This window comes from Kitasatospora sp. NPDC051914 (assembly GCF_040680995.1).
GTDB lineage: Bacteria > Actinomycetota > Actinomycetes > Streptomycetales > Streptomycetaceae > Kitasatospora.
Window position 1 is genome coordinate 52,700 of the sequence record NZ_JBFAXX010000021.1, and the last position, 12,092, is coordinate 64,791.

The 12,092-nt window shown below is 74.6% G+C and carries 14 protein-coding genes; 8 read left to right on the forward strand and 6 right to left on the reverse strand.

Going from position 1 to position 12,092, the window contains the following annotated elements:
* Positions 1–372 precede the first annotated feature (372 nt).
* Entirely contained in the window at positions 373–1,377 is a 1,005-nt protein-coding gene (locus AB0M03_RS15955; protein ID WP_363492089.1) for an HAD-IB family hydrolase, read from the reverse strand.
* Positions 1,378–1,486: 109 nt separating this feature from the next.
* Between AB0M03_RS15955 and AB0M03_RS15960 the strand changes: the two genes are divergently transcribed.
* The 7 genes from AB0M03_RS15960 to hemB all read left to right on the forward strand — a co-directional run bounded on the left by AB0M03_RS15960 (position 1,487) and on the right by hemB (position 8,766).
* Positions 1,487–1,762: a glutaredoxin family protein gene (locus AB0M03_RS15960; RefSeq protein ID WP_363492091.1), complete on the forward strand. Its 276-nt coding sequence runs from the start codon at positions 1,487–1,489 to the stop codon at positions 1,760–1,762.
* 188 nt (positions 1,763–1,950) lie between these two features.
* Positions 1,951–2,673, forward strand: coding sequence for a 3'-5' exonuclease (locus AB0M03_RS15965; protein WP_363492092.1), 723 nt, complete (start codon positions 1,951–1,953; stop codon positions 2,671–2,673).
* Positions 2,674–2,774: 101 nt separating this feature from the next.
* A complete protein-coding gene (locus tag AB0M03_RS15970; protein ID WP_363492093.1) occupies positions 2,775–3,695 on the forward strand; it encodes a redox-sensing transcriptional repressor Rex in 921 nt (306 codons plus the stop codon).
* Positions 3,692–5,038: a glutamyl-tRNA reductase gene (locus AB0M03_RS15975; RefSeq protein WP_363492094.1), complete on the forward strand. Its 1,347-nt coding sequence runs from the start codon at positions 3,692–3,694 to the stop codon at positions 5,036–5,038. The genes AB0M03_RS15970 and AB0M03_RS15975 overlap by 4 nt, the downstream gene beginning before the upstream one ends.
* 41 nt (positions 5,039–5,079) lie before the next feature.
* Entirely contained in the window at positions 5,080–6,078 is a 999-nt protein-coding gene (gene hemC / locus AB0M03_RS15980; protein WP_363492095.1) for a hydroxymethylbilane synthase, read from the forward strand.
* Positions 6,075–7,721: a bifunctional uroporphyrinogen-III C-methyltransferase/uroporphyrinogen-III synthase gene (locus AB0M03_RS15985; RefSeq protein ID WP_363492096.1), complete on the forward strand. Its 1,647-nt coding sequence runs from the start codon at positions 6,075–6,077 to the stop codon at positions 7,719–7,721. Before hemC ends, AB0M03_RS15985 begins: the two co-directional genes overlap by 4 nt.
* A gap of 64 nt (positions 7,722–7,785) precedes the next feature.
* Positions 7,786–8,766, forward strand: a complete 981-nt coding sequence (gene hemB, locus AB0M03_RS15990; protein WP_363492169.1) for a porphobilinogen synthase — start codon at positions 7,786–7,788, stop codon at positions 8,764–8,766.
* 111 nt (positions 8,767–8,877) lie between these two features.
* Here hemB and AB0M03_RS15995 read toward each other — a convergent pair whose 3' ends face one another.
* The 3 genes from AB0M03_RS15995 to AB0M03_RS16005 form a co-directional block, all read right to left on the reverse strand.
* A complete protein-coding gene (locus AB0M03_RS15995; protein WP_363492097.1) occupies positions 8,878–9,135 on the reverse strand; it encodes a hypothetical protein in 258 nt (85 codons plus the stop codon).
* 257 nt (positions 9,136–9,392) lie between these two features.
* Positions 9,393–9,734: a rodlet layer protein gene (locus AB0M03_RS16000; RefSeq protein ID WP_363492098.1), complete on the reverse strand. Its 342-nt coding sequence runs from the start codon at positions 9,732–9,734 to the stop codon at positions 9,393–9,395.
* Between the two features lie 155 nt (positions 9,735–9,889).
* Complete coding sequence (locus AB0M03_RS16005) at positions 9,890–10,234, reverse strand: rodlet layer protein (protein ID WP_363492099.1); 345 nt, start codon at positions 10,232–10,234, stop codon at positions 9,890–9,892.
* A gap of 310 nt (positions 10,235–10,544) precedes the next feature.
* Between AB0M03_RS16005 and AB0M03_RS16010 the strand changes: the two genes are divergently transcribed.
* Positions 10,545–11,195, forward strand: coding sequence for a hypothetical protein (locus AB0M03_RS16010; protein WP_363492100.1), 651 nt, complete (start codon positions 10,545–10,547; stop codon positions 11,193–11,195).
* Positions 11,196–11,303: 108 nt separating this feature from the next.
* Here the strand turns inward: AB0M03_RS16010 and AB0M03_RS16015 are convergent, their stop codons facing one another.
* Entirely contained in the window at positions 11,304–11,693 is a 390-nt protein-coding gene (locus AB0M03_RS16015; protein WP_363492101.1) for a hypothetical protein, read from the reverse strand.
* Between the two features lie 125 nt (positions 11,694–11,818).
* Positions 11,819–12,082 carry a chaplin gene (locus AB0M03_RS16020; protein ID WP_363492102.1) on the reverse strand — a complete coding sequence of 88 codons (264 nt, stop codon included), beginning with the start codon at positions 12,080–12,082 and terminating at the stop codon, positions 11,819–11,821.
* Positions 12,083–12,092 lie beyond the last annotated feature (10 nt).

A 12,092-nucleotide genomic window follows, 5' to 3' on the forward strand; every position in this document is an offset into this window, starting at 1 on the left:
GATAACGCTTTGTGCAATGACGGCTACACGCTGTGGCGGAACTGGTCGTTTGAGATCCGGATGGCGCGCATATTCAGCCGGTACTGATCGGCCCGGCCCGGTCGGGGCACGCAATGCGTGATCGATTGCCGACGCGGTGTGACCGATTCGGGTGAACGGCGGGCGGTTTCCCTGCCTCGGGGTCCGGTAACCCACAACTTTCCCGAGGCGCCGAACGATCGGATCCGGTCGGCAACGAAGCGGACCCGACCGGCAGTTGCCCTCCGGGGTCGCCCTTCCGTGTGAGCGGTTCCCACCTGCGGAGTGGACGGCGAAGGCCCGGGTCGCCCGGTTCCGGGGCGGCCCCGGCGCAGCCCGTCCGGTGGCGGACCGTCAGGCCGGGCGCCGCCGGCGGTGGACGGCGAGGGCGGCGGCGGTGGCGCCCGCTGCGACGCCGAGACCCACGGCGGCCGGCAGGCCGACCCTGGCGGCCTTGCGGCCCGTCCGGAAGTCGCGGACCCGCCAGCCGTTGGCCCGGGCGTGCCGCCGCAGCGGGGCGTCCGGGTTCACCACGTAGGGGTGGCCGACCAGGCTGAGCATCGGGATGTCGTTGGCGGAGTCGCTGAACGCCGCGCACCGGGCGAGGTCCAGCTGCTCCCGGCGGGCCAGCGCCTGCACCGCGGCGGCCTTGGCCGGGCCGTGCAGCAGCCCGCCGACCAGCCTGCCGGTGTACTCGCCGTCGGCCGTCTCGGCGACCGTGGCCAGGGTGCCGGTCATGCCGAGCCGTCGGGCGATGATCCGGGCGATCTCCTGGGGCGCGGCCGTGACCAGCCAGACCCGCTGGCCGGCGTCCAGGTGCATCTGGACGAGGGCGCGGGTGCCCGGCCACACCTTGTCCGCGATGACCTCCTCGAAGATCTCCTCGCAGATCTGCTCCAGCTCGGCCGTCCGCTTGCCGGCGACCAGGCCGAGCGCGGTGTCCTGGGCGTCCGCGATGTGCGCCGGGTCCTCCGAGCCGTGCAGCCGGAACCACGCCTGCTGCCAGACGAACCGGGCGACGTCGCGGCGGGTGAAGAAGCGGCGGCGGTACAGGCCGACGCCCAGGTAGAACATGGCGGCGCCGCGCAGGATCGTGTTGTCGCAGTCGAAGAAGGCGGCGGCCCGCGGGTCGTCCGGGGTCGGGGTGTGGTCCTCGGCGGGTGCCTTGGGCGGACGCCCCGGCTTCTCGGCCTTCTCCGGCTTCTCTGCCTTCACCGCGGCGCTGCCGTTCCGCTCCGCGCGCCGGGCGGCGACGGCGAGCAGGTCGGCCTCGGCCGCGTCGGCGGCGGCCTCGCCCGCCAGCGCCGTCCGCTCGTCGGAGGAACGCCTTGCGAGGTGGAGCCTTCGTAGCGCGACCATGGACCGAGCATAGCCAGACCCGCCGACTCTTCCCGTGACGCCCGCGTGCAGGTGCCGTTAACGGTGCGCATCGGAGCAGTGACCCGCGCCACGGGCGCACAATGGCGGGGTGAGCCTGCTGCGACGCGACAAGAACAAGAAGCCCGCCGACCGGGTCGTCACCCTGATCGGCAAGCCCGGCTGCCACCTGTGCGACGACGCCCGCACCGTCCTCCTCCGGGTCACCGGCGAGCTCGGCGCCGCCTTCGAGGAGAAGGACATCACCCAGGACGAGGCGCTGTACCGCGAGTACGCCGAGCAGATCCCGGTGACCCTGATCGACGGCCGCCAGCACGACTTCTGGCGGGTGGACGAGCGCCGGCTGCGCGCCGCCCTCGGCGCCTGAGGCGTCCCCGCCCGCCCACGCCTCTCCGCCGCCCGCGGAACCCCGGGCCGCCCCCGCCGTCGGCGGGGGCGGCGGACCGAATCGTTGCCTAGCCGATAGAGATCATCCGGCAAATCGGTGAATTCGTCGGCTTACGATCGAGCCTGTTTCGTGTCCGCCGGGGGCCTGCAGGCGAAGGAGAGAGCGCGATGGGCGGCTATGCCGTCGTCGACGTCGAGGCCACCGGCCGCAGCCCCTGGCGGCACCGGGTCGTCGAGGTCGCGGTCGTCCTGCTGGACGGCAGCCTCCGCACCGAGGAGGCCTTCTCCACCCTGGTCGACCCCGCCGGGCCGGTCGGTCCGACCCATGTGCACCGGATCACCCAGGACGACGTGGTCGGCGCCCCGCGCTTCCGCGAGGTCGCCCCCTACCTGCTCGACCTGCTGGCCGGGCGGGTCATGGTCGGCCACCACGTCTCCTGCGACCACGCCTTCCTGGAGCGAGAGTTCGCCCGGATCGGGGTGCCGCTGCCGCCCGTCCAACTGCTCTGCACCATGCACCTCGCCCGCACCCACCTGCCCGCCGCCACCGGCTGGGGCCTCGCCGCCTGCGTCGAGGCCGCCGGACTCGGCTGGTACCCGGCGCACACCGCGATGGGCGACGCCCGGGCCGCCGCCGACCTGCTGCGCCACTACGTCCGCGCCGAGGCGCTGCCCCCGGCCGACCGCCGGGAGCCGCTCCGGGCCGCCGCGTCCGTCCCCTGGCCGCGGCTCGGCCGGGCCCGCTCGCTGGCCGAGGGGGAGGCGGTGCCGCTGCTGCGGCGGGAGGCCGCGCTGGGCCCGTGGCCGCTGGGCGCGGCCGCACCGGGGCTGCCCGACCGGGGCGCCGCGGTGGCGGCCGAGGCGGTGCCGACGGCGCCGGGCGGTGAGTGATGCGCATCACTGTGGAGGGACAAATCGGACACCATCTTTGTGCACACGTTCACAAACGCATAGCCTGGCTGCCTAAGCCCAGCTTCACCCTCGGGAGCACCGTGGCAATCGGCCGACCCACCCAGAGCAGTTCGCAGGCGCCCGACACCGGCGCCGCGCGCCGACCCTCGCGTGCCCGGGGCATCCCGGAGGCGACCGTCGCCCGCCTCCCCCTCTACCTGCGGGCCCTGACCGCGCTCTCCGAGCGGTCCGTCCCCACCGTCTCCTCCGAGGAACTGGCCGCCGCCGCCGGCGTCAACTCCGCCAAGCTCCGCAAGGACTTCTCCTACCTCGGCTCCTACGGCACCCGCGGCGTCGGCTACGACGTCGAATACCTGGTCTACCAGATCTCCCGTGAGCTGGGTCTCACCCAGGACTGGCCGGTCGTCATCGTCGGCATCGGAAACCTCGGCCACGCCCTCGCCAACTACGGCGGCTTCGCCTCCCGCGGCTTCCGGGTCGCCGCCCTGCTCGACGCGGACCCGGGCGTCGTCGGCTCCACCGCCGCCGGCCTGCCCGTCCGGCACATGGACGAGCTGGAGCAGATCGTCGAGAGCCAGCAGGTCTCCATCGGCGTGATCACCACCCCGCCCGGCGCCGCCCAGCAGGTCTGCGACCGCCTCGTCGAGGCCGGCGTGACCAGCATCCTCAACTTCGCCCCCACCGTGCTGACCGTCCCGGACGGCGTGGACGTGCGCAAGGTGGACCTCTCCATAGAGCTCCAGATCCTCGCCTTCCACGAGCAGCGCAAGGCCGGCGAGGAGCCCGGCGGCACCGACTCGGTGCTCGACCGCGCGCCCGGCCCCGTCCGCGCCGCCGCCGCCAAGCTGCGCCGCGCCGCCGGCGGCACCGCCAAGGCCGAGCCCGCCCAGGGCGCCGCCGCGCAGCCCGCCTCCGGCCGCGCCGCCAAGACGGCGCAGAGCCCCAGGACGGTCCAGGCCGCCGGCGGCGAGGGCGACCTCTCGGCGGTGATGCCGGCATGAGCCTGCTCGTCGTCGGACTGAGCCACCGCACCGCCCCCGTCGGCGTGCTGGAGCGCGCCGCCCTCACCGGCGAGGTCCCCACCCGCCTGCTGCACGACGCCGCCGCCTCGGCCACCGTCGCCGAGGCCGCCCTGGTCAACACCTGCAACCGGATCGAGCTCTACGCGGACGTGGACAAGTTCCACGCCGGCGTCGCCGAGCTGTCCCTGCTGCTCGCCCACCACAGCGGCGTCGACCTGGAGGAGCTCACCTCCCACCTGTACGTCCACTACGAGGACCGCGCCGTCCACCACCTCTTCTCGGTGGCCTGCGGCCTGGACTCGATGGTCGTCGGCGAGGGCCAGATCCTCGGCCAGCTGCGCGACGCACTGGCCCGCGCCCAGGACGAGCACACCGCCGGCCGCGGTCTCAACGAGCTGTTCCAGCAGGCCCTGCGGGTCGGCAAGCGCGCCCACAGCGAGACCGGCATCGACAAGGCCGGGCAGTCCCTGGTCACCTTCGGCCTGGAGCAGGTCGCCGCGGCCGCCGGCGAGATCGCCGGCAAGCGCGTCCTGGTGGTCGGCGCCGGCTCGATGAGCTCGCTCGCCGCCGCCACCCTGGTGCGTTCCGGCGTCACCGACCTGCTCATCGCCAACCGCACCCCCGAGCGCGCCGAGCGCCTGGTCGCCGTCCTCGGCACCGGCCGCACCGTCGACTTCGCCAAGGTCCCGGAGGCCCTCGCCGACGTCGACCTGGTCGTCTCCTGCACCGGAGCGGCCGGCGTGGTCGTCACCGCCGACGAGGTCGCCGCCGCCGTCGCCGCCCGCACCGGCGACGGCCCGCTCGCCTTCCTCGACCTCGCCATGCCGCGCGACGTCCACCACGACGTCCACGAGCTGCCCGGCGCCCTCCTGGTCGACATCGAGAGCCTCTCCCACGCGCACTCCGCCGCCGGCCCCGGCGCCGGGGACGTGGACGCCGTCACCGGCATCGTCGCCGACGAGGTCGCCGCCTTCGGCGCCGCCCAGCGCGCCGCCCGGATCGCCCCCACCGTGGTGGCGCTCCGGTCGATGGCCTCCGACGTCGTCATCGGCGAACTCGCCCGCCTCGAAGCACGGCTGCCCGACCTCGACGAGCGCTCCCGCGCCGAGATCGGCCAGACCGTGCGCCGCGTCGTCGACAAGCTGCTGCACGCCCCCACCGTGCGGGTCAAGCAGCTCGCCGCCGAGCCCGGCGGCGCCTCCTACGCGGACGCGCTGCGCGAGCTCTTCGACCTGGACCCGGCGGCCGTTCACGCCGTCTCCGGAACCCCGGCGTCCGCGCCGGCCGCCGGCCGACCCGCCCACGGCGGAGCGGCCGGATGAACCCCGTAAATCCCCACCGGCACGACCTGGACGAGCACCCCATGAATGGTCAACTGAGCAGCCCCCCGGGCGCCCCCGAGCAGCCGCTGCGCCTCGGCACCCGGCGCAGCGCCCTTGCGATGGCGCAGTCCGGCATGGTCGCGCGCGAGGTGAGCCGGGTCACCGGCCGCCCGGTGGAACTGGTCGAGATCACCACGTACGGCGACACCTCCCGGGAGGCGCTGGCGCAGATCGGCGGCACCGGCGTGTTCGTCTCGGCGCTGCGCGACGCCCTCCTCGAGGGCCGCATCGACCTCGCCGTGCACTCCCTCAAGGACCTGCCCACGGCCGCCCCCGCCGGCCTGCGGCTCGCCGCCGTCCCGGAGCGCGAGGACTTCCGCGACGCACTCGTCGCCCGCGACGGCCTCTCCCTCCAGGAGCTCGTCGAGAAGCTCGCCGGCAGCGGCCGCGCCGCCCGGATAGGCACCGGCTCCCCGCGCCGGATGGCCCAGCTCAACGCCTGGGCCGCGGCCCGCGGCGCCGCCCTGGAGACCGTCCCGATCCGCGGCAACGTGGACACCCGGATCGGCTACGTCGCCTCCGGCGAACTGGACGCCGTGCTGCTCGCCACCGCCGGCCTCAACCGGCTCGGCCGCAGCGCCGAGATCACCGAGCACCTCGACCCCGAGCTGATGGTCCCGGCCCCCGGCCAGGGCGCACTCGCCGTCGAATGCGTGGACGCCGGCCTCGCCGCACAGCTCGGCGCGCTCGACCACACGCCCACCCGGGCCGCGGTCGTCGCCGAACGCGCCCTGCTCGCCGCCCTGGAGGCCGGCTGCTCGGCGCCCGTCGCCGCGCTGGCCACCTGGGCCGGCACCGAACTGCGGCTGGAGGGCGTGGTCGGCACCACCGACGGCGCCACCCTGCTGAGAATGACCGCCACCGGTCCGCTCGTCCTGGACGGGACGGCCGAGGAGCAGGCTGCGGCGCTGGGCCGCGCGCTCGCTGCCCGGCTGCTCGACCAGGGGGCGGCCGGCCTGATGGGGGAGCGAAACCGATGAGCCCCACCGCCGCCACCAGCCCCTCCAACGGCCCGGCCCAGCCGACCGGCCGCTGCACCTTCCTGGGCGCGGGCCCGGGTGACCCGGGTCTCCTCACCCTCCGCGCGGTCGACGTGCTGGCCTCGGCCGACGTCCTGATCGCCGACCCGCTGACCGCCGCCGCCGTCCGCGCGCACTGCCCGGCCGGCGTCCAGGTGCACAACCCCGCCGAGGAGGACGGCCTCGACGTCGCCAAGGTCGTCGCGGACGCCGTCCGCGCCGGCAAGCACGTGGTGCGCACCGTCGACGGCGACCCGGGGCTCGACGGTTGTGCCGCCGAGGAGATGCTCGGCTGCGCCGGCGCGGAGATCGCCTTCGAGGTGATCCCCGGCGTCGCCCAGTCGGTCGGCGTGCCGGCCTACGCGGGTGTGCCGCTGCGCAGCAGCCAGGGCGCCGACGTGCGCTTCGTCGACGCGGCGGCGCTGCTCGGCGGCGCCGGCGTCGACCTGGGCGCGCTGGAGACCACCCTGGTCGTCCGCACCACCCTCGGTCAGCTGCCGGCCACCGCCAACGCGCTGGTCGCCAACGGCCGCAAGCCCGAGGCCGCGCTCTCGGCGACGCTGTCCGGCACCACCACCCGGCAGCGGACCTTCACCTCCACGCTGGCCGGCATCGCCGCCGACCTGAAGGCGGCCCGGGTGCTGCCCTCCCCGGTGTCGGCCCCGGTCGACCCGGCGACGCCGGTGATAGCCGTGGTGGGCGAGCAGGTCGCCCACCGGGCCTCGCACTCGTGGTTCGAGACCAAGCCGCTGTTCGGCTGGAACGTGCTCGTCCCGCGGACGAAGGAGCAGGCGCACGGCCTGTCCGACCAGCTGCGCGGCTACGGCGCCGTCCCGCAGGAGGTGCCGACCATCGCGGTGGAGCCCCCGCGCACCCCGCAGCAGATGGAGCGCGCCATCAAGGGCCTGGTGACCGGCCGCTACGAGTGGATCGCGTTCACCTCGGTCAACGCCGTGAAGGCCGTCCGGGAGAAGTTCGAGGAGTACGGTCTGGACGCCCGCGCCTTCGCCGGCATCAAGGTCGCCGCGGTCGGCGAGACCACCGCGCAGGCCCTGGTCGACTTCGGCGTGAAGCCCGACCTGGTGCCCTCCGGCGAGCAGTCCGCGGCCGGCCTGCTGGAGGACTGGCCGCCCTACGACCCGGTCTTCGACCCGATCGACCGGGTGCTGCTGCCGCGCGCCGACATCGCCACCGAGACGCTCGTCGCCGGCCTGGTCGAACTCGGCTGGGAGGTCGACGACGTGACCGCGTACCGCACGGTGCGCGCCTCGCCGCCGCCGGCCGAGACCCGCGAGGCGATCAAGGGCGGAGGCTTCGACGCGGTGCTCTTCACCTCGTCCTCCACCGTGCGGAACCTGGTCGGCATCGCCGGCAAGCCGCACAACGTGACCGTCATCGCCTGCATCGGCCCGGCCACCGCCAAGACGGCCGAGGAGCACGGCCTGCGGGTCGACGTGATGGCGCCCGCGCCGTCCGCCGCCGCGCTCGCCCAGGCCCTCGCCGAATTCGGCGCCCGCCGCCGGGACACCGCGGTCGCCGCCGGCGAGCCGGTCTACCGGCCGAGCGAGCGCCGCCCCGGGTCGCGCCGCAAGGCCGCCCGCTGAACCCCGCCGCCGGGGAGGCCACGAGCCTCCCCGGCGGTTTCGTGTCGTGAGAGAGAAGCAGCAGTTGTCCGCCGAATTCCCGACCGTACGCCCGCGCCGCCTCCGCTCGACCCCGGCCATGCGCCGACTGGTCGCCGAGACCCGCCTGCACCCGGCCGAACTGATCCTCCCCGCCTTCGTCCGCGAGGGCATCACCGAGCCGAAGCCGATCACCTCGATGCCCGGCGTCGTCCAGCACACCCGGGACACCCTGCGCCGGGCCGCCGTGGAGGCCGCCGAGGCCGGCCTGGGCGGCATCATGCTGTTCGGCGTGCCCGAGGTGCAGGACGCGGTCGGCAGCGAGGGCACCAACCCGGACGGCATCCTGCAGCAGGCCATCCGCGACGTGGTCGCCGAGGTCGGCGACCAGCTGGTCGTCATGTCCGACCTCTGCCTGGACGAGTACACCGACCACGGCCACTGCGGCGTGCTCGCCGAGGACGGCTCGGTCGACAACGACGCCACCCTGGAGCGCTACGCCGAGATGGCCGTGGTGCAGGCCGACGCGGGCGTCCACCTGGTCGGCCCGTCCGGCATGATGGACGGTCAGATCGGTGTGATCCGGCGGGCCCTGGACGAGGCCGGCCACCAGGACACCGGCGTCCTCGCCTACACCGCCAAGTACGCCTCGGCCTTCTTCGGGCCGTTCCGCGAGGCGGTCGGCTCCTCGCTGAAGGGCGACCGCAAGGCCTACCAGCAGGACCCGGCGAACGCCCGCGAGTCGCTGCGCGAGCTGGAGCAGGACATCGCCGAGGGCGCCGACATGGTCATGGTGAAGCCCGCCATGGCCTACCTGGACGTGCTGCGGCAGATCGCCGACGCCTCCCCGGTGCCGGTCTCCGCGTACCAGGTCTCCGGCGAGTACGCGATGGTCGAGGCCGCCGCCGCCAACGGCTGGGTGGACCGCGAGCGGATCATCCTGGAGACGCTCACCTCGATCCGCCGGGCCGGCGCCGAGCAGATCCTCACCTACTGGGCGGTCGAGGCCGCGGGGATGCTGCGCTAGGCGTTCCTCCAAGGCACCCGGGCAGCCGATCAGGGCGCCCGAACGCCCCTGGACGCCAGGAGGCCGGGCCGCGGAATCCCGCGGCCCGGCCTCCTGCGTCGTGCGGCCGGGTCAGCCGATGTGGGCCTCGCCCTCGGTGCCGCCGCCGATGGCCGTGCTGGTCGCCCAGCCCCACTCCTGGCCGATCACGGAGATGTTGCTGGTCTCGGCCCAGCCGTGGCCCTCGCCCGCGACGAACGGGTCGTCGGCGGTGGCGACCAGGTGGACGCCGCCGCCCGCGTCCACGTGCGCCTGGGCGGGCGCCGCGACGCCGGCCACGGCCAGCGCGCCGACGGCGGTCAGCAGGGCCTTGCCGAGCATGCTCTTCATGATGGAGGGGTCCTCTCTACGACGGTGATGCGGACTCAACTGATCACAACAAGCCGCCCCGGCCCGGCAACCACGCGCCCGGCCTGACGTACCGTCACCCGAACGCCACCTCACCGGGACCGCTGTGCGGAACGGCCCCGGCCGGCGTCGGGGAGGTGCGGAGACCCGGGGCCGGTCGGCGGCCGGACGCGGAACGGCAACCGCCGGACCCGGAGGAGCGGCTCCCCCGGGCCCGGCGGCAGATCGGACCGGCAGGATCAGCCGATCAGGTGGGACACGCCGCCGTCGCCGCTGCCCACGGTGTTCTGGCCCACCACGCAGGTCTGCTGCGGCTGGTTGTTGAGGACCGGGACCTCGATCGGCACGGCCAGGCCGACGACCGCGCCCACCGCGATGTTGTGGACCTCGGGCAGGCAGAGGTTCGGGTTGTCCAGGGTGTGGTAGTTCGGGCTGTGGTCACCGGTGGTGCCGGTTGCGTTGGTGCCGCCGTTGCCCTGGATGGAGGTCGCGGCACCGTCGCCGATCGCCATCGCGGGGGCGGCGGCCATGGCGACACCGGCGGCGGCGACGCCGGCAGCGGCGAGAGCCTTCTTGATCATCTCTGCGTTTCCTTCGTGGGAGGTTCTGGATGGATGGAGCCTCGGCCCGGCGGGTGGCTCACGTCGGGCGTCGTGCGCAGCCCCGGCCGGGGGAGCGGCCGGAGCGGGGGTCGGGATCCGGGGTGCCGGCCCCGGGGCGCAGCGGTGAGCGACCGTCAGCCGATCAGGTGGGACACGCCGCCGTCGCCGCTGCCGAGGGTGCCCTGGCCGACCACGCAGGTCTGCTTGGGCTGGTTGTTCAGCGCGTCGACCTCGACCGGAACCGCCACGCCGAGCACGGCCACGCCGATGTTGTGGATCTCGGGGAGGCAGACGTTCGGGTTGTCGGCGAAGTGGAAGTTGGGGCTGTGGTTGCCCCAGGTACCGGTGGCGTTGGTGCCGCCGTTGCCCTGGATCGAGCCGGCGGAGCCGTCCGAGTTGCCGATCGCGCCGGCCGGGGCCGCGGCGGTGGCGAGGGCGGCGGCCGCCAGGCCGAGGCCCGCGAAGGTCTTCTTCAGCATGGGAGATACCTCTCTGAAATGCTCGGGTGCGGCGGCTCGGCGGCCGAACGCGGTATTCGTCGATCCCGGTCGTGTCGCCGTCGAGCTGCGACATCGGGTTAAAAGAACGACGGCCGGGAAAGTTACGCAGATTCTTCGCAGGCGTCTGATTGATCATCAGGTCGGTGGTATTCCGGTCCGACTATTAGCTCGTAACGGTCAACCGCCGCAATCCGGCCCGTGGTCGGTCGTTGCGCAGATTGCTTTTCCGCCAGGGCTCTCCCTGCGGGACAGCCCCGGTAGAACGCACTCGGACAGAACGGTGAATTGCATGAAGCTCTCCAAGCGGGCCACCGGTGCCCTGCTGCTCGCGGTCGGGGCCGGCGTCGTCTCCGCCCAGGGCGCGGCCGAGGCCCGGCCGATGACCCCCGGCGAAGTGGCGGCCGTCGAGGACGGCCTCGCGGGCCAGGAGGTGCCGTTCAACGTCCCGCTGCCGCTGCTCACCCAGACCGGCACGCTCTCCGGCGGGCTGCCCGCCTCGCCGCTGCAGCCGCCGGTGCCCGAGGAGCGCCCGGGCTCCCAGCTCGTCCCGGACCGCATCGTCCCCGCGGTCAACACCGGCCGGGTCGGCCCCGCCGTCGACGCCGTGGTGCCGCTGCCCGCCGCCGACTCCGGCACCGAGCTCGGCCAGGCCGTCCTCAACGTGCCCGCCGCCCCGATCCGGACGGCAGGGCCGGCGCTGGAGCTCGGCCAGCCGGTGCGCTACGCCACCGACCACAGCGGGGAGTTCGCCGACGGGGCGCTCTCCTTCGGCGAGCTCGACCCGCAGCTGGTGACCGCACCCGTGCAGGCCGTCCCCGGTGCCAAGGCCTCGCTCGGCGGCGACGACCAGAAGGTCTCCGTCACCGACACCGTCGGCAACCTCACCGCGGCCGCCACGGGCGCGCTGTCCGACAACGTCCTGGCCCAGCCCGCGGTGTGAGCCGGCGCAGGTGCAGGAGAGCCCGGCACCCCCTCGGGGGTGCCGGGCTCCTCGGTGTGCGCGGCCGTAGCCGTACGGCGTGGCCGTCGGACAGGTCAGCCGGGCAGGTCAGCCTGGCAGCAGGCCGAGCGCCGGGCCGACCACGGGCAGGTCCTGTGCGCCGCCGCCGGCGCTGAGCGGCGCGGTGAGCGGCGCGGTGCCGACCTGCGGCACGCCGTTGTCCGGCTGGACGGCCACGCCGTTGTTGAGCACGTCGGCGGAGGACTGCGCCCAGGGGTCGAGCCGCAGGGTCTTCACCGGGGCCACCGCGTACCCGAGCGCGCTGGTGGTGCCCTCGACCACGTGCCCGGTGTCGGTCGACTGCAGTTGGGCGGTGGGCCGGGGCAGCCCGGCCGGGGCGGTCTGCCCGGCGGCGGAGGCCGGGCCGGCCGCGGCGCCCACCACGGCGGCCGCGCCGAGCGCGGCCAGCAGGCCGGTACCGGTCGTCTTCAGCACCATGGCTGAACCCTTCTTGTTCGCTGGGATGGCCGGGCCGCGGCCCGGCGGCGCCGACGGCGCCGACGCGAACTGCCCCCCGGCCACCGGCCGGGGGGCAGACGCACGAGTGGTGCCGATCGCGGTGATCAGCAGTCCTCCTCGACCTCCGGCGCGTCCACGTTGGCGCAGGAGTTGCCGAACGCCGGGTTCAGGGCGCCGATCACGTTGACGGTGTTGCCGCAGACGTTCACCGGGACGTGCACCGGCACCTGCAGCAGGTTGCCGGAGAGGACGCCGGGCGAGCCCGCCGCCGCACCCTCGGCTCCGGAGCCGGCGCTGGCAGCGCCGGCACCGCCGAGGACGATGCCGGCCGCGGCGGTGAGGACGGCGGCCTTCTTCACGTTCTGCATGGGAGTCGAT